Raw genomic sequence first — 26,198 nt, forward strand, 5'->3', positions numbered from 1 at the left:
CAGCCTCCTCAGGAAAGGGCGGGAACGTCGAGCCAGCGGCGTTCCTTCCATGATTTCAGCCCCAGTTCGGCAAGCTGCACGCCCTTCACGCCTTCCATCAGGCCATAGGGCCACGGATCATTGTCGACGAGGTGGCGGATGAACATTTCCCACTGTGCCTTGAAGCCGTTGTCATAAATGACGTTGTCCGGCACCTCCTGCCAGGTCTTGTAAAAATCGATGGTCTGCGGCTGGTCGGGGTTCCATACCGGCTTCGGCGTGTTGGTGCGGTGCTGGGTGAAGCACTTCGTCAGGCCAGCGACGGCCGAGCCGTGGGTGCCGTCCACCTGGAAGGTGACGAGATCGTCCCGGCGCACCCGTACCGCCCATGAAGAGTTGATGTGGGCGATAACTCCGCCCTCCAGTTCGAAGGTGGCGTAGGCGGCGTCGTCCGCATCCGCCTTATAGGCTTTGCCCTGTTCATCGAAACGCTCCGGAATGTGCGTCGCGCCGAGGCAGCTCACGGATTTCACCGGTCCGAACAGATTGTCGAGCACATAACGCCAGTGGCAAAGCATATCGAGAATGATGCCGCCGCCATCCTTCAGGCGGTAGTTCCATGAGGGGCGTTGCGCTGGCTGCCAGTCGCCCTCGAAGACCCAGTAACCGAACTCGCCCCGCACGGAGAGAATTTTGCCGAAGAAGCCGCTGTCGCGCAGCATGGCGAGCTTGCGAAGGCCGGGCAGGAACAGCTTGTCCTGCACCACGCCGTGCTTGATACCCGCACTTTCGGCCAGGCGGGCAATCGCCAGCGCCTCATCCATCGTGTCCGAAATCGGTTTTTCGCAATAGACGTTCTTACCGGCCTTGATGGCTTTTTCCAAAAGGCTGCCACGCATCTGTGTCGTGCCAGCGTCGAAGAAAAGTGTGTCGTCAGGGTTGGCGAGAGCGGCATCAATATCGGTCGTCCAGCGCGCGACATTATGCTTTTTGGCGATTTCCTCGATCTTCGCGCCGTTGCGGCCGACGAGAATGGGATCGAGCATCACCCTTTCACCGTTCTTCAAAAGCACGCCGCCCTGATCGCGAATGGCGAGAACGGAGCGCACGAGATGCTGGTTGTAACCCATGCGGCCGGTGATGCCGTGCATGATGACGCCGATACGTTTCATGAATTTCCTCCCAAGGCGACCTTTTCCCGCAAGGCCGCTTCCGTCAAACATGGTAATTTGTAACCATTTGGTTATTTGTGATCGCGAAGAACACGATCTGTCAAGGTGTTTTTTGACAGGAGAAATTGATGAGGTTTGAAGGCTCGCCCTTGCAGTTATTCGCTGCGCCGCAAAAGAAAATGACGCGCTTCGCGGATGCGAATGGCGCGTCATCGCTGTAGTTAAACAGGAATCCGGTTTGGCTCGTTCAGACCCGCCGCACTGCAGCAAGCAACGTGTCGACGATGTGCTGGCCCCATCGCTCCAGCTCGGCAGGGTCTGTCAGGTCGCGCTGGAAGATCGTTGACAGGGTGAACCTGTTCGACAGGTAGAAGGCGCCGAGCGAAGCGATGGTCAGATAAACGTCGATCGGGTCGAGGCCGTCACGGAATTCGCCGGCGTCGCTGCCACGCCGCAGCACGTCCTCAAGCTCGGAAATGAAATTTGAGTGCATCGCCGTGATCGTCGGTGATTGCCTGAGATACCGGGCTTTATTGAGGTTTTCCGTAGCGAGGATGCTGAGGAATTCGGGGTGGTCGAGAAAGTAGTGCCAGGTGAAAAGCGCAAGTTCCCGCAAGCCCTCGGACGGGGCCTTACGGGCCAGATCAAGCCGTCTTTCAGTATGGCGGATATGGCGGTAGGCGTCTTCCAGAACGGCGAGATAAAGCGCATCCTTGTCGCCGAAGTAATGGTAGATCATCCTCTTGTTGGTCCCGGCGCGGCGGGCGACGACATCGATTCTGGCCCCCGCCAGCCCTTTGGCGGCCACCTCGCGGCGGGCAGCTTCAAGAATGGCGGCGCGGGTTCTTTCCGGGTTTCGCACCTGGGCCGTGGCCCGTTTGCGCTTTGCCGGCAGCGTTTCCTCCACGGCCGGATCGGGGCCCGGATCGGACGGCTGGTTCTTAGTCGTTTCTTCCATTTCGGCACCCGCTTGACAATGTTTGCGATCGGTGTTCCCATGTAACCAATTAGTTATAAAACGGCAAGTGTCGTTTGCGTTCATCATCAATTGGCAGTCAATAGGGAGGAGTTGCCAATGCCCGTGATGCTTCAGAGGAGAACTGTGCTTTCGGCAGGGCTTGCGGCCCTGTCGCTTGCAGCATTGGGAGGTGGTTCGGCGCAGGCGCAGGCCGCGCGCCTTCGCATGTTGTGGTGGGGGTCGCAGGAGCGTGCCGATCGCACCAACAAGGCGATAGCAGCCTACAAGCAGGTGAAGCCCGATCTCGACATCGCCGGGGAATTCGCCGGCTGGAGCGATTATTGGCCGCGCCTTGCAACGCAGGTGGCTGGCCGCAATGCGCCCGATCTGATCCAGATGGATTATCGTTACATCTTCGAATATGGCCGGCGCGGCGCGCTGGCGCCGCTGGATGATTACATCGGCAAGGGCTTGAAGATCGAGGATTTCGGCAAGATGAACATCGATTCCGGCCGGGTCGATGGAAAGCTTTACGGCATCAATCTGGGGGTCAATTCCAGCGCCGTCTTCTTTGACAGGGCGGCCTGGGAAAAATCCGGCGCGACACCGCCGGCCATCGGCCAGACCTGGGAGGAGTTTGCCGAAAATGCCGCCAAGCTCAGCAAGAACAAGCCGAAGCCCGGTTATTACGCCACAGCCGATGCGAGCGGCGTGGAGCCGAGCTTTGAAAACTGGCTGCGCCAGAACGGCAAGTCACTCTACACGCAGGATGGCGGCATCGGCTTCGATCCGACCGACGCGACCAAGTGGTTCACGCTCTGGGCGGATCTGCGCAAGAGTGGTGCCTGCGTGCCCGCCGATGTGCAGGCGCTCGACCAGCTCAATATCGAAACCAACCCTTTGACGACGGGCAAAGCGGCAACCGCATTTGCCCATTCCAACCAGTTCGTCGGGTATCAGAAGCTCAACAAGGCCAAACTTGCCATCAGCTCCTATCCGAAGAGCACGAAGGACGGCCCTTCCGGCCACTACCTTAAACCTTCCATGCTCATCAGCGTCGCCAATGGCAGTGCCGGTATCGAACAGGCCGTCGGGTTTATCAATTTCCTCGTCGCCGAGCCGGAAGGCATCGATATTCTCGGCGTGGAGCGCGGCGTTCCGGCGTCGGAATCCATGCGCAACGCGCTGACCCCGAAACTCGATGAAGTCAGCAAGAGCATGGTGGAATACATCGCCGAAATTACACCCGGCGTCGGCGATCTGCCGCCGGCGCCACCTCCGGGTGCGGGCGAATTCGCCTTTGTCCTGAAACGCACGGCGGAAGAAGTCGGCTTCGGCAAGATCACCCCGGAAGAAGGCGGTGACCGCCTCGTCAAGGAATCCGAAACCGTTATCAAACGGAAGTGATGGTTTATGGCCTTTCAATCTGAAACTCTTGTGGGGGAGAGCCGTGGCGCGGCTCTCCCGAAACGGGGCGGCCTGACGCGGATCTTCGACCGCAACATTCACGCCTACCTGTTTCTCCTGCCCTGGCTGATCGGCTTTTTCGGCCTCACGCTGGGCCCGGCGCTTGCGTCGCTTTATCTGTCCTTCACCAACTACGACCTGTTGCAGTCGCCGGACTGGGTGGGTGCGGCCAATTATGTGCGCATCGCCACGGCCGACCCGAAGTTTGCCGCCGCCATGCAGGTCACCTTCACCTATGTGCTGCTGTCGGTGCCGCTGAAGCTGATCTTCGCGCTGCTGGTGGCGCTCGCCTTCAACCGCGGCATCCGCGGCCTGACCCTCTATCGGGCGATTTTCTATCTGCCGTCCTTGTTGGGCTCCAGCGTCGCGATTGCCGTTCTCTGGCGTCAGCTTTTCGCCTCTGACGGTCTCGTCAACATGATACTCTGGCAGGCCTTTGGTTATGAAGGGCCGAGCTGGATTTCCAATCCGGATTATTCGATCTACACGCTGGTCATCCTCTCGGTCTGGCAGTTCGGTTCGCCGATGATCATTTTCCTCGCAGGTCTGAGGCAAATTCCGCAGGACATGTATGAGGCCGCCGAAATCGATGGCGCGAGCAAAGTGCGGCAGTTCTTCCGCATTACGCTGCCGCTTCTGACGCCCGTCATCTTCTTCAACGCCGTGATCCAGACGATCGACGCCTTCAAGGCCTTCACGCCGGCCTTCATTATTTCCGAGGGCACCGGCGGGCCGATCAATTCGACTCTGTTCTACACGCTCTATCTTTACCAGGAAGCCTTTGGTTTCTTCCGCATGGGTTATGCCTCGGCGCTTGCCTGGATCCTGGTGATCATCATCTCGCTGTTCACGGCCTTCTCGTTCCTCAGCGCAAAATACTGGGTGCATTACGATGACTGACGCTGTTACCGCTCCCCGGCCGGGACAAGGCCCGCAACGCTCGCCGCTGAAATCGGTGATGCTCCATACGGCGCTGATCATCGCCTCCTTTGCGATGCTCTATCCGATCCTGTGGATGATTTCAGGCTCCTTCCGGCCGCAGGACGAGCTGTTCGGCTCATCCTCGCTCATTCCCTCGGCGGTGGATGTCGGCGGTTATATCAGAGGCTGGACCGGGCTGCAGGTGAGCTTTGGGCAGTTCTTCTGGAACTCCTTCTTCATCTCGGTGCTGGCCACCATCGGCAACGTGGTCGGCTGCTCGCTCACGGCGTTCGCTTTTGCAAGGCTTCGCTTCGGCGGGCGCAATTTCTGGTTCGCGCTGATGCTCGGCACCTTGATGCTGCCCTATCACGTTGTGCTCATCCCGCAATATATCCTGTTTCTGGAAATGGGCTGGGTGAACACATCGCTGCCGCTGATCGTGCCGAAGTATCTCGCGACGGACGCCTTCTTCATCTTCCTGATGGTGCAGTTCTTCCGCGGTATTCCGCGTGAGCTGGATGAAGCGGCTGTCATGGATGGCTGCTCGCCCTACCGTATCTACTGGAAGATCATGCTGCCCCTGTCGCTGCCGGTTCTGGCAACGGCCGCCATCTTTTCCTTCATCTGGACCTGGGACGATTTCTTCGGTCCGCTGATCTATCTGAACGACATCAACACCTACACCGTGCAGCTTGGTCTCAGGTCCTTCGTGGATTCCACCGGCAGCTCGGACTGGACCTCGCTTTTCGCCATGTCCAACCTGTCACTGGTGCCGGTCTTCCTGTTTTTCCTGTTCTTCCAGCGGCTGCTGATTGAAGGCATCGCGACGACGGGAATGAAACGCTGAGCGGATCCCGGATCGGGAACGTATTCTAAGACAATCAACACTGTCGCAGCCGTCCCGCATGCGGCGCGACAGTCGGGAGAAACAGCATGGCAAGCAGCATTACGCTCGAAAAAATCGTCAAGCGGTTCGGCGCTTTTCCGGTCATCCACGGCATCGATCTCAAGATCGAGCCGGGCGAATTCACCGTCTTCGTCGGCCCTTCGGGCTGTGGCAAATCCACGCTTCTGCGCATGATCGCCGGGCTTGAGGAAATCTCCGAAGGCGATCTGCGTATCGACGGTGAGAGGGTCAACGAAACCGCTGCCTCCAAGCGCGGCATCGCCATGGTCTTCCAGTCCTACGCGCTCTATCCGCATATGAGCGTCTACAAGAACCTCGCCTTCGGGCTGGAAACCGCTGGCTACAAAAAACCGGAAGTCGAGGCACGGGTGCAGAAGGCCGCCGATATCCTGCAGATCGGCCCGCTGTTGCAGCGCAAGCCGAAGGCGCTTTCCGGCGGCCAGCGCCAGCGTGTCGCCATCGGTCGCGCCATCGTGCGCGAGCCGAAAATCTTCCTGTTCGACGAACCGCTCTCCAACCTCGATGCGGAACTGCGCGTGCAGATGCGCGTCGAAATTGCCAAGCTGCACCAGACGCTCGGCAGCACCATGATCTATGTGACGCATGACCAGGTGGAAGCCATGACCATGGCCGACAAGATCGTCGTGCTGCGCGACGGCCGCATCATGCAGGTCGGCCGCCCGCTCGATCTCTACAACAATCCCGCAAACCAGTTCGTTGCGGGGTTCATCGGCTCACCGAAGATGAATTTCCTCTCCGCAAAAGTGGCTTCAGGCGACGCCTCCAACCGCACCATCGAAGTGGCGGGACAGCGCATCGTGCTTGAAAAACCGGTCACTGCTCAGCAGGGGGAACCGCTCACCTTCGGTGTGCGCCCGGAACATGTGAACCCGCAGGCGCAATCCTCTCTCGGTGAAGCTTCCATCCAGCTCGTGGAACATCTCGGTGGCTCGACAGTGGTTTACACCAGCACCCCCGACGGCCAGCCAGCGACCGTGCTTCTCGATGGCCAGCGCCAGATCCGCATCGGAGAAACGATTCCCTTTGCGTTCGATCTGGGCAAGACGCATCTGTTTGGGGCGGATGGACGGCGGATATGAGAACGAGTGGCGAGCTGTCTCACCACAGTGGCTGACGAAGTCCAGAAAGCTTTGCGTTCTTCATCCTCGGGCTTGTCCCGAGGATGAAGAACGTGTTTGTTCCACATGATCAGGTTCCCGGCACGAGGCCGGGGTGACGCCGCGTGTGAGGTTAATCGTGCGCTAATCGGCCACTCCGCGGCCAGCGAGTATCTTGCCTAGTGTCAGCGCGTCTTCCGCAAACTGGCCGATGTCATCACCCCTGACGAATTCCAGCATCGCATAGGCGGGTCTCGTCCATTCGCCCTCAGGCAAAGCCTCGATGCACGCCCGCCAGTAGTCTGCGCGGTCGGCAAGCGGCAGGCGGCTGGCGTCGGCGAACCAGGCGAAAACATGCAGATGGCAGATGCGTGGGCCTAGCGCGGATATTTCCGCGAGTGCCTCTTCCAGCGGCAGGCCCGGGGCGGGCTGCCAGTAGAAGAACAGGTTGGGCATCGGCAAATCCTGCGCCAGCTGCTGGGCGGAGGGGAGGGCGTCGGTCAGCGAATTCGGGTGATATTCGAGGCCGATTGTCATGCCGTAGTCTTCCGCTCGGCGAGCAATTGTCGCCAGCGCTTCCGTTGCCACGCGGCGTTCCGCGGGTGTGTAATCGGCGGATGGACGTTTGCGTTGCCCCGGCCAGACACGGATATGGCGTGTGCCGAGCGCCCTTGCCGTTTCGAGCACACTGGTCACATCGTCAGGTGTGAAATCCGGCGCGAAGATATAGGAACCGTAGGACGAGACGGAGAGGCCCGCTTCTGCCGTCCGCGCAGCAACCTGCCGCGCATTTTCGAGGTCGCCCGGCGGGACATGGACATCCGCACCCCATTCGATCGCCCTGATGCCATTGCTGGCCGCAAGCTCTATCACGACCTGTGGCGTCAGGGAGCGGAAGGTGACGGAGCACAGGCCGGGTTCGAAAGGTCTCACGCGATCAGGTCCAGATGTTCGGGCCGCACCTGCTGCTGCAAAGGCACTGCGCAGCAGAAGCGTTCGATTTCGGCAATCGCCATGTCGCCGAGCCTCGCCCGTTCGAGACCGGTGGCGCCGGCAATATGCGGCGTCAGGAAGACGTTCGGCAGGCTGTAAAAGGGTGAGTCCGGCGGCGGCACTTCGGGATCGGTCACGTCGATGACGGCTTCGATGCGTCCGGTTTTCAGTTCGGCCAGAAGCGCGTCTTCATCCACAAGTGCGCCGCGCGCCGTGTTGATCAGGGTTGCGCCGTCCTTCATGCGGGCAAGCGCTGCCGCGCCAATCATGTGCCGCGTCTGCGGCAGGGAGGGCGCATGCAGGGAAATGACGTCGCTCGCCGCCATCAGCTCCTCGAGCGAGGCAAGACGGACGCCGAGCTTTTCCGCTTCCGCAGCATCGAGAAGCGGGTCGAAAAGCATGAGATTGAGATCGAAGGGCTGCAATAGACCAATGACGCGACGTCCGATGCGTGACGCGCCGACGATGCCGACCGTGAGGCCGAGATTGCCGATGGCCTGCGCCTGCAATCGCTCGACCGGGGCTCGGTCGCGATGCTCCAGATAAAGACGTCGGAAACCGAAGGTGCGCTTGCCGGCCAGCAGGATCATCGCCAGCGAAAATTCTGCGACCGGCTGCGCATTCGCCTCTGCGGCGCTGCACACCGTAACGCCCCGATCGAACACCGCTTGCGACAGGAAATATTTTACCGTGCCGGCAGCATGGGAGATAAGCCTGAGGCGGGGCATCAGCGCCAGTTCCTGCGCGCCGATATCCGGACAGCCCCAGCCGGTCAGGAGGATATCCGTCTTCGCCAGCTGCTCTTTCACCGCAGGATCGTGGAAATCGCGGATTGTGCCTGTGTCGAGAATCTCGACCCTCTCTGACAACCTGTCGAGCGCCTGCGATGTCAGCACATGCTCGGTCCGTTCCGGGTCCATGGCTATGCTGAGACGCGGAATCGGGCTCGTCATTGCGGCTCTCCCCTGGCCGCCATGCTGCTGACCGGCACGCCCTCTCTCGCGAAGAGGCGATCAAGCGCCTCCAGGTCGGGAATGGCTGGAACCGAAGCCATTGCTTTCTCGCCTTCCGGGCCGCTCACCCCGGCAAAGACCGCGCAAATCAGAACGCTCTCGCCAGCAGCGATCTGGCCGCGCAATTGCGGCACGGTGGTCTTGGCGTTGATGAGATTTGTATTGGGCAGTGCCTTCAGCGCCACGCCGTGCCGGTTTATGCTCGAACCGAGATCGATGATTGCCGATATGTCAGTGCCACAATCCGTCGTCGCCCGTCCGGCCTCTTCGCTCACGGCGTCGCGGTCGCCATCGTTGCGGTTGATCGCAAAGCCACCTTCGGTGACCCAAAGGGAGCGGGCAGAGGTGATCCGGTGCAGTCTGATATGCCAGTCGCCAGCCGCAACCAGCGTGGTCTCAACGGCGACATCGGCAAACGGCTTCCATGTCGCCCGCAGGCTTGCTCCCGCCAGCAGAACCTTTTCGTTGGTCTCGCGCACACGGTAATGTAGTCCGTCCTCGGAAAAGGCCAGCATATTGTCGAAACCGTTGGTCTTGAAGCCACGCTCGTCCACTTCCACGCCGAAGCCGTAGCGGGAGGAATAGGCGAATTTTGCGTATTTTTCCGGCCCGCCGCGCATGGAGAGATTTTCCTGGCCGCTGGAGAGCGCCGTGACGTTGCCTTTCGTCCGCATCATCACCATGCCGGGATGAACAAGCGGCTTAGGGCTTGGGGACGGTTCGGGCAGCCTTTCCTCCGCCTGCCAGAAGGGATGACTCTCCGGCAGGGCAAGCGGCAGGAAAGCCTTGAAAGCCCAATAGGGCGAACCTGCCGAATTATAACTTTCCGACATCGTGAGCTGCGGATAGGCGTAGCCGATGGAGAGCACGCCATCGCGATCGGCAATCGGCTTTTTGGCCCACCAGCGCAGATGCTGCAGATAAAGGCCCTTGATCTCGCCCCAAGGCAGCGCCTCCTCGTCGGCAAAGGCAAGGCCCGCCCAGAAACCGCCACAGGCAAAACGGTAGGTCATGGAGCGGCCGAAAGCCAGGGTTCCGCCATCCTCATCGAACCAGCTGGCAAAATCGCCAGCGAAAAGCCGTGCGCGCTGCCGGTAACGCTCGGCATAGGCGTCATCAGGCTTGCTGAGTTTCGCGTAAATCAGCCCGTAGAAATGCATGGCGAAGGCAATGTAGTGATCGATGCGGCGATAGTTGCCGTCGCGATACCAGCCGTCGGATATATAGAAATCGTCGAGCTCCTTCTGGAAGGTTTCGGTCAGGCTGCGATCGAATTCGATACCGAGATGATCCAGCGCCATGTCGACCATGATGCGAAAAAACTTCCAGTTATTATCGGCGTAACCGCGCTCACGGGCGGTCAGCAAATAGCGGCGCACATTGTCTTTCTGTGTATCGGACAGTGGTTCCCACAAATGCTGCGGCGCAAGCCGCAGTGCAAAACCGATTGCAGCGAGCTCCACCAGCCGCTGATCCTTCTGGCGCACATCACCCCAGTATTCAGGATGGGAAGGATCGGTGCCGTTGGCTATGCCCCGGGTGAGAAGCGGCCAATGGTCGAAACGATCGCCACTCAGCGCAAGCGGTGCGATGCCCCAGAGCGGTCGGGCAAAGCCTTCCAGATCGGCCGCCGCCCGGTCGAAGTGCGCGGCTGCTCCGCTGAGCGTCACCCTTGCGCCACCCTGCGAGAAATAGGGAAGAAGCGGCGCAAAGCTATCATCCAGCGCCCGCCGGACATCGGCGCGGCTTTTGAGCGGATTGCCGTGCAGCGGGTTAAATCGCGCCATATGGGGTCTGCTCATGGTGTCATGCATCGCGCGTCGCCTTTCCCGTCTTTTTCGCCTTGCCGGCTGTCTGTCCTTCCACCAGCTGCACGCCAAGTTGCACCTGACGGGCATTGGCTGAAGGCTCGGTCAGGCGCCGCCGCAGCAGGTCAACCGCTTCGCGCGCAATTTCGCGGCGATCGACCCGGATCGTGCTGAGACGTGGGGTGGAAAGTTCGGCAAAGGGCAGGTCATCGAAACCGATGATGGAAAGATCGTCGGGAACGCCGAGGCCCAGCTCCTGCGCTGCCCCGAGTGCGCCAAGGGCAATTGCGTCATTCATACAGAAAATGCCTGTCAGTTCAGGGTTTTTGGCCAGCAGCTGGCGAACCGCGTCGCCCGCCTGCCCGAAGCCGCTATCTGCCGTCGAAAGCAGGAATTCCTCATAGGTCGTTCCTTTTTCCTCAAGGATCGTATGGCGGAAGCCGCGCATACGCTCCCTGATGGTGTGGCGATGATGCGGACCGATATAGGCGACCTTGCGATGGCCGAGTTCCAGAAGCCGCCGGGCAGCCAGCGCGCCGCCGTAAAAATTGGAAGGCGAAACGCAATCGAGCATCATGGAGGGGTCAGCACTGTTGACAAGAACAGGTTGCAGTACGCCCTGCGTGATGCGGTGGATGATCTCCTCCTCGGGATCGAGCCCGATGGCCAGGAGGCCGTCCACCTCACAGACCCGCTGGATCAGGGAATCGTCGATCTGCTTCTGGTGCAATAGCCTGATGTCGAGTTCGAAACCGTCCGTCTGGGCGAGGCTGCGCAGCACATCGAAAATATCGTGGTAAAAGGCGCCAATATCGCCCGTCGCCCTTTCCGCGGACATGAGCGCGAGGATTGTCTTGCCTTCCAGCTGCACACCGGCCGACTGGTTGGTCGCCGGTCGCAAGGGGTATCCGAGCTCCGCCGCAACTCCCAGAACCTTGGTCTGGATCGACGCGCTGATTCCTTTTTCCCCTGCGAGAACACGCGAGACTGTGCTGATGGAGACCCCGGCGCGCTGGGCGATATCCGACTGGCGCGGACGGCTGATGTCGGGCGTATCGTTCATATCGGCTCCTGCGCTTGCAAAAAAATCTGTTATGATGCAAATATTGCAAACAAAGAAAATTTGCAAGAATTTAAGTGATATCAGAAAAATTTGCAAAACGCGGGAGGAGCAGATGCAAATGATTGATAGACGCGGGTTTTTGGTGACGGCGGCGCTGGCGAGCCTGGGTGCTGCGGCGGGCGGTTTTCGCGCGGCTGCGGCTGAAACCCGGCTTCGTTGCGTGTGGTGGGGATCTGCCGATCGCAGCAAGCGCACCAACGATGTGATCGCCCTTTACCAGAAGGCCAATCCGCAGACCGAAATCAGCGGGGAAATGATCGCCGGTTCCGATTACTGGACCAAGCTTGCGACATCGATGGCGGGGCGAAACGTCGCCGATATCTTCCAGCTCGAACCTTCCACCATCGCCGATTATTCGGGCCGAGGCGCCTGCATGGAGCTGGATCAGTTCGTCGGCAAGTCGCTTGATCTTTCCACCTTCGGCAAAAGCGAGATCGATCTCTGCCGTATCGACGGCAAGCTTTACGGCGTCGGCCTCGGGCTCAATTCCTTCTGCATGATGTATGACGCCGACACGCTGAAAGAAGCGGGTGTTTCCGTTCCACAGGATCAGATCACCTGGAAGGCGCTTGCTGAACTGGCGCGCGATTTCAAGAAGAACGGCCCGGCGAAGCGCAACTATTGGGCCGTACCCTATGGCGCGCGTTATCATTATGTCTTCGATGTCTGGCTGCGCCAGCGCGGCAAGCTTCTGTTTCAGGACGGCACCATCGGCTTCAACAAGGAAGATGCCAAGGAATGGTTCGCCTATTGGGAGGACCTGCGCGAGAACAAGCTTTGCGTTTCCGCCGATATCCAGACGCGCGACGACAATACCATCGAATCCAATGCGCTGACGCTTGGCAATTCGGCCATTGGTTTTGCCTATTCCAACCAGCTTGTCGGCTACCAGAAACTCAATAAGCAAACGCTGTCCATCGGCATGCTGCCGGGTGAGGGGCCGGGCAAGCCGACCGGGCATTATTATCGGCCGGGCCTCATCTGGTCCATTTCGTCCACTTCGACCAACGCGGAAGCGGCGGCGAAATTCATCAACTTCTTCGTCAACGATCTGGAAGCAGGCAAGGTACTCGGCGTCGAGCGCGGCGTGCCGCCCGCCAAGGTTGTGCGCGAGGCATTGTTGCCGACGCTCAACGAGACCGAGCGCAAGACGGTGGATTACATTGAGAGCCTGTCGGGCAAGCTCGATCCCTATCCGGAGCCCGCCCCGATCGGCGCCAATGAGTTCGACCGCGGCGTGATGCGCCCCATCGCCGATTCGCTCGCCTTCGGCCGCGCCACCGTGGATGAAGCAGCGCAAAATCTCGTCGACACCGGCACGCGGACCCTGCGCAAGCGCGGCTGACGACGAAAGGGCACCGCCGCGCGGTCTCGCAGCCGCGTGGCGATGCCTTTTTCATGAAGCGAGGGCGGTGAATCCCTCTTTCCGCCTTTTGGAAGCGCCTGCACGGCAAACAGCACTAGACAAGTGCATGGCATTTAAGCCAGAAATTCTGATCTGGATCGATAAATCTGAAGATTAGAATATGGCGCCCAATTTCCTTCTCGTTGATGCTGAAAAAGAATTCGATGTGCTGAAAGCGGCCGCATCGCTGATCCGCGTGCAGATATTGAAGCTCTTGCACGAGGCGAGCGGTCTTAATGTCAACGAAATTGCGCAGAGGCTGGATTTGCCCCAGTCCACCGTTTCCGCCGGCGTGGCCGTTCTGGAGGAGGCGGGGTTGCTGCGAACCGAGACGCGCAAGGCGCGCAAGGGCAGCCAGAAAATCTGCTTTGCCACCTGTGACGAACTTATCGTTTCCTTCCGAAAACCCGAAACCCCGGCGACCTCAAACTATATTGCCGTGGCGATGCCTCTCGGTCTTTACACGCAAAGTTCGGTAACGGCGCCCTGTGGCATCTGCTCGCCGGAGGGCATTATCGGGCTTCTGGATGTGCCCGATACGTTCATGGATCCGGACCGCATGAAGACGGCCTTGTTATGGCTGACATCGGGTTTCGTCGAGTATCAGTTCCCCAATAACGCCAAGATTCAGGGGCGAGAGGTCGAGGAAGTCGAGTTTTCCATGGAGGTCAGTTCCGAGGTTCCCGGAACCCACAGCAATTGGCCGTCGGACATCACCCTGTCCGTCAACGGCAGGGAAATCGGCGTCTGGACGTCGCCCGGCGATTTCGGAGACAAGCGGGGAACATTTACGCCGGACTGGTGGAAGCTGTCCGGTTCGCAATACGGTATGCTGAAAACATGGCGGATTACCGCCCAGGGAACCTTTGTGGATGGGACCCGGATTTCGGATGTGACGCTCGCGGATATCGATCTGACCAGCCACCGTTCCATCCGTCTGCGCATCGAGGTCAAGGCGGATGCGAAACATCCGGGCGGGCTGAACATATTTGGCCGCGGGTTCGGAAATTACGACCAGGACATCGTTCTGCGCCTGCGAACGGCTGCCTGATCCAGCAAATTTAATAAGTATGATTTTCGCGGTTGACAGGCGCGGATTCCCTCGGCAACTATATTATCAAATGTGGTTTATACCACATTTCACGATATAAATGCGCATGGGAGGAGAGCCTTATGAAAGCGCGGGTTTCAGTCCACCGGGACTTCCGGATTGGGCGTATCGACGATCGTCTTTATTCCGCCTTCATCGAACATATGGGGCGCGCCATATACGGCGGCATCTACGAGCCGGGCCATCCTCAGGCGGATGAAAACGGCTTTCGCAAGGACGTTCTGAAATTCGTGCAGGACCTGAAGATCCCGGCCATCCGTTATCCGGGCGGCAACTTCGTTTCGGCCTATCGCTGGGAAGACGGCATTGGGCCGCGCGACCAGCGTCCCATCCGTCTCGATCTCGCCTGGCGCTCCAAGGAAACCAACCAGATCGGCATCAATGAATTCGCCGACTGGGCGCAGATGGCCGGCATCGAGATGATGCTCGCCGTCAATCTTGGCTCCCGTGGTCTGGACGACGCCCGCAACTTCCTCGAATACGTCAACTTCCCCGGCGGTACGACGCTCAGCGATCTGCGCCGCAGCCATGGCGCCGAAAAACCGCATGGCGTGAAAATGTGGTGCCTTGGCAACGAAATGGACGGTCCCTGGCAGATCGGTCACAAAACGGCGGTGGAGTACGGGCGTCTCGCCAACGAAACCGCCAAGGCCTTCAAGGGTTTCGACCCGACAATTGAAGCAATTGTCTGCGGCAGCTCCAATGACGGCATGCCCACTTATCCCGAATGGGAGCGGGAAGTTCTCGAGGAGTGCTATGAAAATGTGGATCACATCTCGCTGCACAAATATTTCGGCAATAACAGCCGCGACACGCTGAATTATTTTGGCAAGATCGAGGAAACCGGGCGCTACATCCAGACGATTGCGGGCGTCATCGATTATGTGAAGGCGAAGAAGCGCGCCAAGAACGACGTCTCCATCTGCTTCGACGAATGGAACGTCTGGTATCACATCCGCGAAGAAGACGGCAAACGCATCAAGAGCTGGGACTGGCCGGAAGCGCCCGCACTTCTCGAAGAGACATACAATTTCGAGGACGCGCTGTTCGTGGCGGGTCTGCTCAACGAGTTCATCCGCCGTTCGGATCGGGTGCGCATCGCCTGCATCGCGCAGCTCGTCAATGTCATCGCCCCCATCCGTGCCGAGAAGAACGGCCCGGCATGGCGTCAGACGATCTATTATCCATACCAGTTCGCTTCGCTTTATGGCCGTGGCGTCGCGCTGAATGTCGCCGTTGATTGCCCGACCTATGACTGCAATGCGGCCGATGATGTCAAATATCTCGATGTCGCCGGTGTCTATGACGAGGCGGAAGGCATGGTGACATTGTTCGTGTTGAACCGGCACTTGACCGAGGCCGCCGACCTCGATGTCAGCCTCACCGGTTTCTCGTCGACCACGCTCGATCTGCATCTGGCCATGGCGGGATATGATCTGCGTGTCGGTAATGGCCCGGATCAGCCGGATCGTGTCGTGCCGGTGCCGGGCAGCGGTGTCGGCGTCGAAGACGGAGCGCTGAAGGGGTCCGTGCCGGCGCTGTCTTATCATGTGCTGCGTCTGAAGGTTCAGTGAGGCGGCCATGGGTGTCCGTCTCAACAATATCGCCAAGTCCTTCGGCTCCTTCGCGGCGATCCGGGATGTCTCGATGGACATCCCGACCGGCAGCTTCGCGGTCTTCGTCGGGCCTTCCGGCTGCGGAAAATCCACGCTGCTGCGGATGATTGCCGGTCTTGAAGAGACCAGCGGCGGACGCATAGCCATCGACGACCGTGATGTCACGGCCGTCGAGCCGGCGGATCGCGGCGTTGCGATGGTTTTCCAGAACTACGCCCTCTATCCGCATCTGACGGTGTTCGAGAACATGGCGTTCAGCCTGCGTCTTGCCCGCCGGCCGAAGGCGGAGGTGAATGAGAGGGTGGGCGAGGCGGCCCGCATCCTGCAGCTGGAAGATCATCTGCAGAAAAAGCCGTCGCAGCTTTCCGGTGGACAGCGCCAGCGCGTCGCCATCGGCCGCGCCATCGTTCGACAGCCGAAGGTCTTCCTGTTCGATGAGCCGCTTTCGAACCTCGATGCGGAGTTGCGCGTGCAGATGCGGCTGGAGCTGACCCGGCTTCACCGCAAGCTGGGTGCCACAATGATCTATGTCACACATGATCAGGTGGAGGCCATGACGCTCGCGGACAAGATCTTCGTGTTGAAGGGCGGCGTCGTGCAGCAGGCGGGTGCACCGCTCACCCTCTATGACGATCCTGATAACCGGTTCGTCGCGGGCTTCATCGGCTCACCGGCGATGAACTTCCTGCAGGCGGACGTCGTCGGACAGCACGAAGGCGTCGTGACGCTTTCGCCCGATGGCGGGCATGGACATATCGAGGCGCGGCTCTCGCAACCCGTCTCCGCCGGGCAGCGTTTCGAGATCGGGATCCGACCCGAGCATCTGATCATAACACAGGACGGTGCCTTGCCGGTCGTCGTCGAGGTCGCGGAAGAGCTGGGCGACGTCTCCTACCTCTATACCCGCACCGGGGCCGGCAGGGAAATCATCGTGCAGCGCCAGGGCTCGCGCGAGAGCCTGGATGGCCGTCCGGTTTCGCTCACCGCCGCGCCCGACCACATCATGGTTTTCGACAGCGACGGCAGAAGGTTGCGATAGGCGCGAGGAGGCGCCTGTCGAGGCAGCAGACCATCCCCGATGGGGTGTTTTCAAAGAAAACGGGAGGAGTGAACGATGCGACTGATCAAGACATTGCTTGTTGGCACGGTTCTGGGTTTGACCGCCCTGCCGGCGCTGGCCAGACAGGATATCGTCTGGTGGGATTTCCTGTCCGGCGGTGACGGCGTGCGCATGAAGGCGCTGATCGATGCCTTCAACAAGGAACATCCTGATATTCAGGTGAAGGGAACGACGCTCGAATGGGGCGTGCCCTTCTATACCAAGGTGCGGACCGCTTCTGCCGTCGGCGAAGGACCTGACGTCATGACCTATCACCTGTCCCGTGCGCCGCTGGCGCTGCAGGAGAAGGTACTGAGCGAGATTACCGACAAGGATCTTGAGGATGCGGGCCTGAAGAAGGACGATTTCTTCAGTGCGCCGCTCGATGCGGCCACCCATGACGGCAAGCTTTATGCCGTGCCTTTCGATATTCACGCGCTGGTTCTCTATTACAATGCCGATCTTCTCAAAGGCTCGCCATATATCGATGCCGAAGGCAAGCTGACCGGTATCAATACGATAGACGACTTCGAGAAGGCGCTGGCCTGGGCCAAGGAAAAAGGCGTCGAAACGCCGGTAACGTATCAATCCGGCGGAGAAGCCGGTGTCTGGCGCGTCTTTTACACCTTGTTCTCGCAGCAGGGCGGTGAACTCGTCACCAATGGCGAGGTGCTGGCCGGCGACAATGCGGAGAAGGCCGCCAAGGCTATCGATACCATGTCGAAATGGCGCGAAAACGGCTGGGCGCCGGAGCAGGCGGAATATCCCGCTTCCGTCGCGCTCTTCTCCGCCGGAAAATCCGCCTTCCAGCTGAACGGCGTCTGGGAAGTGCCGACCTACAAGGACCTGGAAAAGAACAACAAGCTGGGCTTCAAATGGAGCGCGGTCGAGGTTCCGCCCTTCATGGGTAAACGCGCTACATGGGCGGATTCACACGCTTTTGCCATTCCCAACCAGGGTGACAAGACCGTTTCCGGCGAGAAACGCGCCGCGGTGATGAAGGTAATCGGCTGGATGGAAAAACACGCCATCAGCTGGGCCGATGCTGGCCACATCCCGGCCTATAAATCGATCACCGAGGGCAGCGATTACAAGGCGATGCAGCCGAACGCCACCTATGCGTCACTTGCAGAAGCAGCCGTGTTCGATCCGAAAACGACGATCACGGGTGTCGCTTCGCCTGCCTATGATGCCGCGCTCAACGTCATCGCTCCGGCCATTCAGGGCTTCATGAGCGGCACGGATGCGGTGGAGCAGATCAAGGAAGAGCTGCAAAGCAAGCTGAAGTGACAGGAACCGGCCCTCCGGTCTCTGGCCGGAGGGCGCCTGCAATGCGTGAAGTCCCGGAGACAGTCCATGGCTATGATTGAAAACCGGCGCAAGAAATCGCTGATCGCGCTGTCGATGGTGACGCCGTTCATCGTGGTCTTCGCCACCTTCTTCCTTTATCCGCTGGTCGAGATGGTGCGCATGAGTTTCACCGATGCGCCCCTGATCGGTGATGGAAACTGGGTCGGGTTTGCAAACTACGCAAAGCTGCTGAGCGACCGCCTGTTTATAACGTCGCTGAAGAACAACGGTTATTTTGTGCTTCTAACCGTGGTCCCGACGACCGTCATCGCGCTGATGATCGCACTCGCCGTCAGCCGCCTTTCGGGCGTCAGGCAGACGGTTGCGATGAGCCTGTTTTTCTTGCCCTATGTCTTGCCTGTATCGGTCGTCACGGAAATCTGGACGTGGATGCTCGATCTTCAGTTCGGCATTCTTCAGCCGGTGATTTCCCTGTTTGCCGGAAAACCGGTCGCGGTCTTCAAGAATCCCTATTGGGTCATGCCGATGGTCGCTGTCGTCACCATCTGGTGGACCAACGGTTTCAACGTATTGCTATTCATCGCGGGTCTTCGCAACATTCCGGCCGAGCTTTATGAGGCCGCCTCGCTCGATGGCGCAACGACGTGGCAACGCTTCTGGCGCGTGACCTGGCCGCTATTATGGCCCGTGACAGCCCTCGTGCTGACCCTTCAATTGATCCTGCAACTGAAGATATTCGACCAGATCTATCTCCTGAGCGGCGGCGGCCCTTTCAACTCAAGCTTCGTACTGCTTCTAAAGGTCTATCGTGAAGCCTTCCAGCTCAACAATGGCGGTTATGCCTCTGCCGTCGCCACCGTGCTGTTCCTGCTGATCGTCATCGTTTCCATTCTCCAGTTCCAGTTGCTGCGCATCCGGAGGAACTCATGAGCCTCACCAGAAGACTAGAAAACATCATCCTGACCGTGCTGACCTTCTCGGCGGCGCTGGTGTGGATATTTCCGCTCTACTGGACCTTCGTCACCTCCATTCGCTCGGATGAGAATGTTGCAGGGAACACCTTGCTGATACCCGACGAGTTCCGGCTGAGCGCCTATGTGAACGCCATCTTCAACACGCAGTTGATGAACTGGTATATCAACTCGGTCGGCACGGCGGCGATCGTTACCGTGTCGGTGCTTCTTATCTCGATGTTGTGCGCCTATGCCCTCTCGCAGATACGGTTTCCGGGCCGACGCCTGCTCTATGGCATCGTGCTGGCGAGTTTCATGGTGCCGGCGCAGACGCTTGTCGTCACGCAGTTCATCCTGATGAAAAACCTTAACCTCATCAACACCTGGGCAGGCATCATCCTGCCGCAGCTCATCACGCCCATCGTCATCATCGTCTACAAGCAGTTCTTCGACAGCGTGCCGAAGGAGATGCGCGAGGCTGTGGTTCTGGATGGCGGCGGTGAGTATACGATCCTTTTCAAGGTCTACCTGCCGCTGAACTGGGGCATTACGACCGCCATGGCGATCGTGACATTCATCACGGTCTGGAACGCCTTCTTCTGGCCCTTCCTCGTCGTTACCTCGGAAAACATGATGACGATCCCGGTCGGCATCACCCAGGTCAATGACACATTCGGCGTTGCCTATGCACGGCTGATGGCCATCGCCATGCTTGCCGCGCTGCCGGTCATCATCGCCTACGTCATCTTCCAGCGGCGGGTAACGGAAGCCATCATGATCTCGTCCGGTGTGAAAGGGTGAGGGGGCGGACGATCAGATGACATGCGCCTTGTGCAGGGCTGTCAGCACGTCGTTCTTGAGGATTGCCAGCCGGGGTGAGCGCCGGTCACGGGGGCGTGGCACGTCCACCTCGATCTCCTCCTGTATGCGACCGTCATGGGCACCCATCATGTAAATCCGGTCGCCGAGATAGAGAGCTTCATCGATATCGTGGGTGACGAGAAGGAATGAGATGCCGCGCTGTTCGACAAGCTTCAGAACAAGGTCCTGAAGCTTCATCCGCGTGAAGGCATCGACCGCGCTGAAGGGTTCATCCAGCAGCAGGATACGCGGTTGCGTATAGAGCGCCCGAGCGATGGCGACACGCTGCGCCATGCCGCCGGAAAGCGCCTTTGGCAGCGCCGCGCCGTGGCCGCTGAGGCCTACGTCGTTGATCAGCCCTTCAACCCGCTGCACGTCGAATTTCTTGCCGGCCGCATAGCCGATATTTTCGGCAACCGTCAGCCAGGGCATCAGGCGGGGTTCCTGAAAGACGAAGGCGATCGGCGGCGTGTCCGTCGCACCGTCTTCTTCCGCCGTGTTGATCGTCACTGCGCCGGCAAATCGCCTGTCCAGACCTGCGGCGATGCGCAGCAGCGTGCTCTTTCCGCAGCCGCTTGGCCCGAGAAGAACCGCCGCTTCGCCATCACCGAGCCCCAGATGAATGTCCTGAAGGACAACGGTATCGCCGAAGGCCTTTTCGCGCACGTCTACCTGAAGCAGGCTCATCGCAACCGCCCTCCTTCCTGCAGGGGATAGGTATCGCGCCAACGCAGGCAGCGTTCCTCGACGATCTTGAACAGGCTGTCGGATATCTTGCCGAGCACCGCAAGGCAGATGATGGCGATCATCACCAGATCGGGACGGGACAGTTCCCGCCCGTCGGAAAGCATGTAGCCGATCCCTTCGGATGCGGCCAGAAGCTCGGCTGCCACGACGCTCAGCCAGGCGAGGGACAGCCCGTAACGCAGGCCGGTGAAAAGATGAGGCAGGGAGGCCGGGATAAAAATTCGCCAGACCAGTACGGGCAGGGGCTGGCGATACATTTCGCCCACTTCCACAAGTTTGCGATCCACATTGCGGATGCCGGAGAACAGGTTGAGATAGACCGGGAAAAACGCGCTCTTGGCGATCAGGACGATTTTAGAGGTTTCGCCGATGCCGAACCAGATCATCAGCAGCGGCACCCAGGCGAGGCTCGGAACCGCGCGCAGGGCCTGGAACGTGGGCTCCAGATATCGCTCGGCGGCAACGACCAGCCCGACCAGCGATCCAACGATGACCGCAAGCACCGAGCCGATGACGAAGCCGACGAAAACGCGGGCGGTGCTTGCCGCGACATTGGTCCAGAGAGGTCCTTCAGCAAGCCGCAGAAACGTATCGTAGAGTTCCGACGGCGGCGGCAGTACATAAGGGCTCACCCAGCCCATGCGAACAAAAAGCTCGAGCAGCAGCAAAGACCCGACCGGCACGATCGCACCGCGCAGGTCGAACCGTGTGAAGAAAGCCCCCACCTTTTCCACAAGCGTCGATCGGGAAGGAGACTGTCTGGATGGCTGTCTCACGCGCTGAAATTCGCGCGGATGGGAATTCATGCGCCCAGCACCTTTTTCGCCGGAGCCGGGTCTATCAATGACGCAAGAACATTGTCGACATTGACGCCCGGACGCAGGACGTCGTCGCCAAGCAGCGGGGTAACGATACGGATCGAATTCAGCAGTTCTTCACCCGGGACGGGGTCGTTCCAGTCACGCTTGTTGATGGTAAGTTCCGTGATCTTGGGGTCGTTGCCCGTGACCTTCGTGACGAAATCGATGAATTCGCCGTTATTCTCGCGGATCCATTTCTGCGTCTGCACCCACACGCCGAGCAGACGCTCTACCGCGCGCGGGTGTTTTGCCAGGAACGCCTCCGATACGCTGAAGACACTGCCGTCGCGCCAGCTACGCTCATCGAAAATTGCCCTGTCGCCGGCAAGCTCGGCCTGGGAGGTGTGCGGATCGATACCGACCCAGGCATCCACCTGTCCCTGCTGCAGCGCGTTGAACCCCTCGGGGTGCTGCAGGTTTACAACCTTGAGATCATCGACTGACAGCTTGTGTTGAGCAAGCGCGCGGACAAGGGTGAAATAGGGAGCCGTGCCCTTGGTGACGGCAATGGTCTTGCCCTTGAGATCGGCCACCGTCTTTACCGGCGAATCCGGACGCACCTGAATGATGGACGAACCGCCCCAGCTCGCTACATAGATGACTTTCAGCGGCACGCCATTGGCGCGGGCAAGAAAGGCCGAAAGCGCCGCGGAACCGGCGAAATCGGTCGAGCCGACCTTGAGGAACTCCAGCGAGTTGTTGCTGCCGCGCGATTGTACCCAGGTGATCTTGGTGCCGACATCCTTGAACGCTTCCTCAAGCCAGCCCTTGTTCTTTATCAGCAGCGTATGGGACGAATAAAATCCCCAGTCCAGCTTCAGCTCTGCCGGAAATTCCGGCGTGCTCTGTGCCAGCGCACCGCGAGTTGCAAGCGGCGCGGCAAGCGCGCCGGCAATACCGAGCTTGAGGATATGGCGGCGGGAATGTTCGGCCTTCATTTAATTCACCTATTTTATGGATTTTATATACATAAAGGCTAAAGGCAGGGGTTTTTGTGGTCAATACGCACCTCTGGAACCCCATGCCAAACTTCGAAAGCGGCGTGGAAAATCTCCCTAATCCCGGAGGGATCGGCGCGACATCCCGTTATCAAGCAAAGAAGCGGTTGACCGGGCGGTGCAGTCCGAGATGATCGCGCAATGTCGGACCTTCATAGTCCGTTCGGAACAGTCCGCGCTTTTGCAGTTCCGGCACGACCAGCGTGGTGAAATCGTCAAGGCCGGCGGGCAGGAAGGGGAAGGTGACGTTGAAGCCGTCCGAGCCTTCCTCATGCAGCCATTGTTCCATCTCGTCGGCGATGGTTTTCGGCGTGCCGACGAAGGCGAGCCCCGCATAGCCGCCCAGCCGCTGCGCGAGTTGACGCACGGTCAACCCTTCGCTTCTGGCAAGTTCTATCACTCTTTCGCGGCTGGATTTGCTCGCATTCGTCTCCGGAATTTCGGGCAGCGGGGCGTCGGGATCGAAACCGGACACATCGTGACCCAGCGCGATCGACAGCGATGCTATCGCGCTTTCATAGTGGACGAGGCTGTCGAGCCTGGCGCGCTTGGCTTTTGCCTCCTCGACCGTATCGCCGACAAGAACGAACGCGCCAGGCAGAATGACGATGCCATCACGCGACCGTCCGGCGGCGACCGTCCTGTCCTTTACGTCCTTGTAAAAGGCCTTGCCGGCTGCAAGGGTGGGTGTGGCCGCAAAGACCACCTCAGCGGTTTCGGCGGCGAGCTGGCGTCCGGGTTCGGATGCGCCGGCCTGAACGATGACCGGCCAGCCCTGCACCGGGCGGGCGATATTGAGCGGTCCGCGCACCGAAAATTCGGGGCCCCTGTGGTTCAGCACATGCATTTTTTCAGGGTCGAAGAACAGTCCGCTATCGACATCCCGAATGAAGGCATCGTCCGAAAATGAATCCCACAGCCCGGTGACGACATCATAGAACTCCCGCGCGCGGCCATAGCGCCCGGCGTGGTCGGGTTGATCATCACGGCCGAAATTCCGGGCGGCGTCCGGGTTCGAGGTAGTGACGATGTTCCAGCCGGCGCGGCCATTGCTGAGGTGATCGAGAGAGGCAAAACGCCGGGCCACGTGATAGGGCTCGTCGAATGTGGTGGACGCGGTGGCGACGAGACCGATGCGCTGGGTGACTGCGGCCAGGGCGGAAAGAAGCGTGAAGGGCTCGAAGGAAGTAACGGTATGGCTGCGGCGCAGTGCCTCCGTGGGCATGTTCAGGACGGCGAGATGATCGGCCATGAAGAATGCGTCGAATTTCGCAGCTTCGAGCTGCTGCGCGAAACGCGCCAGATGGGCGAAATTGAAATTGGCGTCAGGAAAGGCGCCGGGATAACGCCATGCGCCCGTGTGGAGGCTGACGGGCCTCATAAAGGCGCCGAGATGCAGTTTGCGATCATTTGCCATTGGGTTTCACTCTCTTGTCGGTGTTTCGGCGCGGACGGCTCGCTGTCGCATCCGCTAGCGGGCGCAAGCCCGCTTCTTGCTTGCGGCGACGATATCCCCGTCAGGGAGTTGGCGCGGCAAAGACTATTCCGATTATGATTTGCAAACCGAAAGATTTTTCCCGGGATCGCGTTTGCGACGATGCAACCGTCGCTGCCGACCGGTTGTCGCGGGCGGTTAATGTGTCTGCAACTTCGTATCGTCGTGACGGGGCCGCGTCGTGAAGGCCCGGCATGCGGCCTGCCACCGGACCTCTTTTTCGGTGCCGTCCGTGTTCAGACCGCCAGAAGCGCCTCGTTCCCCGTGCGGCGCGTCTCAATGGCGCTTTCCGTTTCGATACGCTTGCCGGTAGCCGGATCGAAGAAGTGCAACTGCGCGGCCGGCAGGCCGAGATGGATGCGCTGGCCGGGCTTCACGGCCAGGTCCTCGCCTATGGCAGCGGAGAATGTTTCGCCGGCAATCTCGGCGTGCACGATGCGGCCCGATCCCAGTTCTTCGACGAAATCGACGATGGCCGGGACGCCGTCGCCATCCGCGCTGACGAGGCATTGCTCCGGGCGGATGCCGACCGTTACGTCGCGGCCGCGCAGTTCCAGTGCGGTTTCGGGGAAGAGTTTCACCGGCGTGCCAGCCAGCATGACGGCGTGGGATTCCACTTCAACCCGGGTGGTGAACAGGTTCATGGCCGGCGAACCGATGAAGGATGCAACAAAGGTGCTGGCGGGACGATGATAGATATCGAGGGGATGACCGACCTGTTCAACGATGCCCCTGTTCATCACGACCAGCCGGTCGGCCAGCGTCATGGCTTCCACCTGGTCGTGGGTGACGAAGACGGAGGTGGCGGACAGGCGCTGGTGCAGCTTGCGGATTTCAGCGCGCATGGTGACACGCAGCTTGGCGTCGAGATTGGAGAGCGGCTCATCGAACAGGAAGACCTGCGGCTCCCGAATGATTGCGCGGGCCATGGCCACACGCTGGCGCTGGCCGCCAGAAAGCGCAGCCGGCTTGCGTTCCAGATAATCGGAAAGGCCGACAATCTTCGCCGTTTCCTCGATCCGGCGCTGGCGCTCGGCCCTGGCGACGCCAGCGACTTTCAGCGCGTAGCCGATATTGCCGGCGACGGTCATGTGCGGATAGAGCGCGTAGTTCTGAAATACCATGGCGCATCCGCGCTCACGCGGCTCGAGCCTGTTGACCACGCGTCCGCCAATCGCGATCTCGCCGGAGGTGATGTCCTCCAGCCCGGCGATCATGCGCAGAAGGGTGGACTTGCCGCAGCCGGAGGGACCGAGGATGACGACGAATTCGCCGGAGCCGAAAGTGAGATCCACGCCATGCAGCGTGGGGGTCTTGCCATAGGATTTGCGGAGCTGGCGGATATCGATCTGAGCCATGATGGGAACCTTGTTGTTAAAAGCCGCGCGTCGTCACTTTTCGGACGAAACGAGACCGCGGACGAACCAGCGTTGCAGGAAGGCGACAACGAGAAGCGGCGGTGTGATGATGATGAGGGAGCCGGCCAGTGTCACGTTCCAGTCCGGCGTGCCGTCTTCGGCGGGCAGAAGGGCGCGCAGCGACATCATCACCGTCTTGTAGGAAGGATCGGTGACCATCAATAACGGCCAGAGATACTGGTTCCAGGCATAAACGAACATGATGGTGGTGAGCGCCGCCATGTTGGTTCGGGAGAGCGGCAACAGCATTTCCACGAAGAAGCGGATTGGCCCCGATCCGTCCATGCGCGCCGCTTCAGCCAGTTCGTCGGGGATGGTCATGAAGAACTGGCGGTATAGAAAGGTGCCGGTGGCGGTCGCGACCAGCGGCAGGGTGAGGCCGACATAGGAATTCAGGAGGTTCCACTCCACTGAGACCTCAATTCCGAACCATCCGAGGATGGAGCGGAATGGCTGGAAAATATCCGCGGCTACCGAATAGGTCGGCACCACGCGCACCTCCAGCGGCAGCATGAGGGTAATGAACACCGTCCAGAAGAAGAGGTGCTTCAGCGGCGAGCGGAAGAACACGATGGCGAAGGCGGTAAAGGCCGAAAGGGCCACCTTGCCGATCGTGACCAGCGTGGCCATGATCATGCTGTTGAGAAGGGCGTTGCCGAGATTGGCGCGTTGCCAGGCGGTTTGGGCATTGGTGAGGAGTTCGCCCTGTGGCAGAAAGCTGAACGGGATGCTGTTGACCTGAACGACAGACTGGCTGGCGCCGGCAATCACGACGAGCAGGGGCCCGATGAGCAGAAGAAAACCGGCAATCATCAGCCCGTAGGTCAGGGCGTCGGCATAGGGGGTGCGCTGGATCATCGTCGCC

The 26,198-nt window shown here is 59.8% G+C and carries 23 protein-coding genes; 11 read left to right on the forward strand and 12 right to left on the reverse strand.

Annotated elements, in window-relative coordinates; genetic code table 11:
• Positions 1-8: 8 nt before the first annotated feature.
• Positions 9-1,151: a Gfo/Idh/MocA family protein gene (locus DOU54_RS01315; RefSeq protein ID WP_172873544.1), complete on the reverse strand. Its 1,143-nt coding sequence runs from the start codon at positions 1,149-1,151 to the stop codon at positions 9-11.
• A gap of 247 nt (positions 1,152-1,398) precedes the next feature.
• A complete protein-coding gene (locus DOU54_RS01320; RefSeq protein ID WP_100911160.1) occupies positions 1,399-2,109 on the reverse strand; it encodes a TetR/AcrR family transcriptional regulator in 711 nt (236 codons plus the stop codon).
• Positions 2,110-2,226: 117 nt separating this feature from the next.
• Between DOU54_RS01320 and DOU54_RS01325 the strand changes: the two genes are divergently transcribed.
• From DOU54_RS01325 to DOU54_RS01340, 4 genes are all read left to right on the forward strand, one after another.
• Positions 2,227-3,516, forward strand: a complete 1,290-nt coding sequence (locus tag DOU54_RS01325) for an ABC transporter substrate-binding protein (RefSeq protein ID WP_004444937.1) — start codon at positions 2,227-2,229, stop codon at positions 3,514-3,516.
• Positions 3,517-3,522: 6 nt separating this feature from the next.
• Positions 3,523-4,476: a carbohydrate ABC transporter permease gene (locus tag DOU54_RS01330; RefSeq protein WP_193603280.1), complete on the forward strand. Its 954-nt coding sequence runs from the start codon at positions 3,523-3,525 to the stop codon at positions 4,474-4,476.
• Positions 4,469-5,344 carry a carbohydrate ABC transporter permease gene (locus tag DOU54_RS01335; protein WP_113730290.1) on the forward strand — a complete coding sequence of 292 codons (876 nt, stop codon included), beginning with the start codon at positions 4,469-4,471 and terminating at the stop codon, positions 5,342-5,344. The genes DOU54_RS01330 and DOU54_RS01335 overlap by 8 nt, the downstream gene beginning before the upstream one ends.
• Positions 5,345-5,430: 86 nt before the next feature.
• Positions 5,431-6,504: an ABC transporter ATP-binding protein gene (locus DOU54_RS01340; RefSeq protein ID WP_107339614.1), complete on the forward strand. Its 1,074-nt coding sequence runs from the start codon at positions 5,431-5,433 to the stop codon at positions 6,502-6,504.
• Between the two features lie 162 nt (positions 6,505-6,666).
• Here DOU54_RS01340 and DOU54_RS01345 read toward each other — a convergent pair whose 3' ends face one another.
• Genes DOU54_RS01345 through DOU54_RS01360 form a run of 4 tightly spaced genes read right to left on the reverse strand, consistent with a single transcriptional unit; the run spans position 6,667 to position 11,399 of the window.
• On the reverse strand, positions 6,667-7,455 hold the full coding sequence (locus DOU54_RS01345) for a sugar phosphate isomerase/epimerase family protein (RefSeq protein WP_113730292.1): 789 nt from the start codon (positions 7,453-7,455) through the stop codon (positions 6,667-6,669).
• Entirely contained in the window at positions 7,452-8,468 is a 1,017-nt protein-coding gene (locus tag DOU54_RS01350) for a hydroxyacid dehydrogenase (protein ID WP_113730294.1), read from the reverse strand. Before DOU54_RS01350 ends, DOU54_RS01345 begins: the two co-directional genes overlap by 4 nt.
• A complete protein-coding gene (locus DOU54_RS01355; RefSeq protein WP_113730296.1) occupies positions 8,465-10,342 on the reverse strand; it encodes a DUF2264 domain-containing protein in 1,878 nt (625 codons plus the stop codon). Before DOU54_RS01355 ends, DOU54_RS01350 begins: the two co-directional genes overlap by 4 nt.
• A complete protein-coding gene (locus DOU54_RS01360; protein ID WP_004444930.1) occupies positions 10,335-11,399 on the reverse strand; it encodes a LacI family DNA-binding transcriptional regulator in 1,065 nt (354 codons plus the stop codon). The genes DOU54_RS01355 and DOU54_RS01360 overlap by 8 nt, the downstream gene beginning before the upstream one ends.
• A 112-nt stretch (positions 11,400-11,511) precedes the next feature.
• Between DOU54_RS01360 and DOU54_RS01365 the strand changes: the two genes are divergently transcribed.
• The 7 genes from DOU54_RS01365 (at position 11,512) to DOU54_RS01395 (ending at position 19,755) form a co-directional block, all read left to right on the forward strand.
• On the forward strand, positions 11,512-12,804 hold the full coding sequence (locus DOU54_RS01365) for an ABC transporter substrate-binding protein (RefSeq protein WP_022562627.1): 1,293 nt from the start codon (positions 11,512-11,514) through the stop codon (positions 12,802-12,804).
• A 181-nt stretch (positions 12,805-12,985) separates the two neighbouring features.
• Entirely contained in the window at positions 12,986-13,915 is a 930-nt protein-coding gene (locus tag DOU54_RS01370; protein ID WP_004444928.1) for an ArsR/SmtB family transcription factor, read from the forward strand.
• A gap of 122 nt (positions 13,916-14,037) precedes the next feature.
• On the forward strand, positions 14,038-15,549 hold the full coding sequence (arfA, locus tag DOU54_RS01375) for an arabinosylfuranosidase ArfA (RefSeq protein ID WP_113730298.1): 1,512 nt from the start codon (positions 14,038-14,040) through the stop codon (positions 15,547-15,549).
• Positions 15,550-15,556: 7 nt separating this feature from the next.
• Entirely contained in the window at positions 15,557-16,630 is a 1,074-nt protein-coding gene (locus DOU54_RS01380) for an ABC transporter ATP-binding protein (protein WP_037092647.1), read from the forward strand.
• 75 nt (positions 16,631-16,705) lie between these two features.
• Positions 16,706-17,980: an extracellular solute-binding protein gene (locus DOU54_RS01385; protein ID WP_113730300.1), complete on the forward strand. Its 1,275-nt coding sequence runs from the start codon at positions 16,706-16,708 to the stop codon at positions 17,978-17,980.
• Between the two features lie 66 nt (positions 17,981-18,046).
• The gene (locus DOU54_RS01390; RefSeq protein ID WP_034496581.1) at positions 18,047-18,931 is read left to right on the forward strand and encodes a carbohydrate ABC transporter permease; all 885 of its coding nucleotides are present in this window, start codon (positions 18,047-18,049) and stop codon (positions 18,929-18,931) included.
• On the forward strand, positions 18,928-19,755 hold the full coding sequence (locus DOU54_RS01395; RefSeq protein ID WP_004444918.1) for a carbohydrate ABC transporter permease: 828 nt from the start codon (positions 18,928-18,930) through the stop codon (positions 19,753-19,755). The genes DOU54_RS01390 and DOU54_RS01395 overlap by 4 nt, the downstream gene beginning before the upstream one ends.
• Before the next feature lie 12 nt (positions 19,756-19,767).
• Here DOU54_RS01395 and DOU54_RS01400 read toward each other — a convergent pair whose 3' ends face one another.
• From DOU54_RS01400 to DOU54_RS01425, 6 genes are all read right to left on the reverse strand, one after another.
• Positions 19,768-20,502, reverse strand: a complete 735-nt coding sequence (locus DOU54_RS01400; protein WP_037092643.1) for an ABC transporter ATP-binding protein — start codon at positions 20,500-20,502, stop codon at positions 19,768-19,770.
• The gene (locus DOU54_RS01405; RefSeq protein WP_037092642.1) at positions 20,499-21,368 is read right to left on the reverse strand and encodes an ABC transporter permease; all 870 of its coding nucleotides are present in this window, start codon (positions 21,366-21,368) and stop codon (positions 20,499-20,501) included. Before DOU54_RS01405 ends, DOU54_RS01400 begins: the two co-directional genes overlap by 4 nt.
• Positions 21,365-22,360, reverse strand: coding sequence for an aliphatic sulfonate ABC transporter substrate-binding protein (locus DOU54_RS01410; RefSeq protein ID WP_004444913.1), 996 nt, complete (start codon positions 22,358-22,360; stop codon positions 21,365-21,367). Before DOU54_RS01410 ends, DOU54_RS01405 begins: the two co-directional genes overlap by 4 nt.
• Positions 22,361-22,511: 151 nt before the next feature.
• On the reverse strand, positions 22,512-23,837 hold the full coding sequence (locus DOU54_RS01415; RefSeq protein WP_113730302.1) for an LLM class flavin-dependent oxidoreductase: 1,326 nt from the start codon (positions 23,835-23,837) through the stop codon (positions 22,512-22,514).
• A gap of 314 nt (positions 23,838-24,151) precedes the next feature.
• A complete protein-coding gene (locus DOU54_RS01420; RefSeq protein WP_037092640.1) occupies positions 24,152-25,273 on the reverse strand; it encodes a sn-glycerol-3-phosphate import ATP-binding protein UgpC in 1,122 nt (373 codons plus the stop codon).
• Positions 25,274-25,306: 33 nt separating this feature from the next.
• On the reverse strand, positions 25,307-26,191 hold the full coding sequence (locus DOU54_RS01425; RefSeq protein WP_006700578.1) for an ABC transporter permease subunit: 885 nt from the start codon (positions 26,189-26,191) through the stop codon (positions 25,307-25,309).
• Positions 26,192-26,198 lie beyond the last annotated feature (7 nt).

Source organism: Agrobacterium sp. MS2 (assembly GCF_003261015.1).
Lineage (GTDB): Bacteria > Pseudomonadota > Alphaproteobacteria > Rhizobiales > Rhizobiaceae > Agrobacterium > Agrobacterium pusense.

Excerpts from the sequence above, each read along its gene's own strand:
- DOU54_RS01315 (WP_172873544.1), bottom strand. The coding sequence starts at position 1,151 with ATGAAACGTATCGGCGTCATCATGCACGGCATCACCGGCCGCATGGGT.
- DOU54_RS01320 (WP_100911160.1), bottom strand. The coding sequence starts at position 2,109 with ATGGAAGAAACGACTAAGAACCAGCCGTCCGATCCGGGCCCCGATCCG.
- DOU54_RS01325 (WP_004444937.1), top strand. The coding sequence starts at position 2,227 with ATGCCCGTGATGCTTCAGAGGAGAACTGTGCTTTCGGCAGGGCTTGCG.
- DOU54_RS01330 (WP_193603280.1), top strand. The coding sequence starts at position 3,523 with ATGGCCTTTCAATCTGAAACTCTTGTGGGGGAGAGCCGTGGCGCGGCT.
- DOU54_RS01335 (WP_113730290.1), top strand. The coding sequence starts at position 4,469 with ATGACTGACGCTGTTACCGCTCCCCGGCCGGGACAAGGCCCGCAACGC.
- DOU54_RS01340 (WP_107339614.1), top strand. The coding sequence starts at position 5,431 with ATGGCAAGCAGCATTACGCTCGAAAAAATCGTCAAGCGGTTCGGCGCT.
- DOU54_RS01350 (WP_113730294.1), bottom strand. The coding sequence starts at position 8,468 with ATGACGAGCCCGATTCCGCGTCTCAGCATAGCCATGGACCCGGAACGG.
- DOU54_RS01355 (WP_113730296.1), bottom strand. The coding sequence starts at position 10,342 with ATGCATGACACCATGAGCAGACCCCATATGGCGCGATTTAACCCGCTG.
- DOU54_RS01360 (WP_004444930.1), bottom strand. The coding sequence starts at position 11,399 with ATGAACGATACGCCCGACATCAGCCGTCCGCGCCAGTCGGATATCGCC.
- DOU54_RS01365 (WP_022562627.1), top strand. The coding sequence starts at position 11,512 with ATGCAAATGATTGATAGACGCGGGTTTTTGGTGACGGCGGCGCTGGCG.
- DOU54_RS01370 (WP_004444928.1), top strand. The coding sequence starts at position 12,986 with ATGGCGCCCAATTTCCTTCTCGTTGATGCTGAAAAAGAATTCGATGTG.
- arfA (WP_113730298.1), top strand. The coding sequence starts at position 14,038 with ATGAAAGCGCGGGTTTCAGTCCACCGGGACTTCCGGATTGGGCGTATC.
- DOU54_RS01380 (WP_037092647.1), top strand. The coding sequence starts at position 15,557 with ATGGGTGTCCGTCTCAACAATATCGCCAAGTCCTTCGGCTCCTTCGCG.
- DOU54_RS01385 (WP_113730300.1), top strand. The coding sequence starts at position 16,706 with ATGCGACTGATCAAGACATTGCTTGTTGGCACGGTTCTGGGTTTGACC.
- DOU54_RS01390 (WP_034496581.1), top strand. The coding sequence starts at position 18,047 with ATGGCTATGATTGAAAACCGGCGCAAGAAATCGCTGATCGCGCTGTCG.
- DOU54_RS01395 (WP_004444918.1), top strand. The coding sequence starts at position 18,928 with ATGAGCCTCACCAGAAGACTAGAAAACATCATCCTGACCGTGCTGACC.
- DOU54_RS01400 (WP_037092643.1), bottom strand. The coding sequence starts at position 20,502 with ATGAGCCTGCTTCAGGTAGACGTGCGCGAAAAGGCCTTCGGCGATACC.
- DOU54_RS01405 (WP_037092642.1), bottom strand. The coding sequence starts at position 21,368 with ATGAATTCCCATCCGCGCGAATTTCAGCGCGTGAGACAGCCATCCAGA.
- DOU54_RS01410 (WP_004444913.1), bottom strand. The coding sequence starts at position 22,360 with ATGAAGGCCGAACATTCCCGCCGCCATATCCTCAAGCTCGGTATTGCC.
- DOU54_RS01415 (WP_113730302.1), bottom strand. The coding sequence starts at position 23,837 with ATGGCAAATGATCGCAAACTGCATCTCGGCGCCTTTATGAGGCCCGTC.
- DOU54_RS01420 (WP_037092640.1), bottom strand. The coding sequence starts at position 25,273 with ATGGCTCAGATCGATATCCGCCAGCTCCGCAAATCCTATGGCAAGACC.
- DOU54_RS01425 (WP_006700578.1), bottom strand. The coding sequence starts at position 26,191 with ATGATCCAGCGCACCCCCTATGCCGACGCCCTGACCTACGGGCTGATG.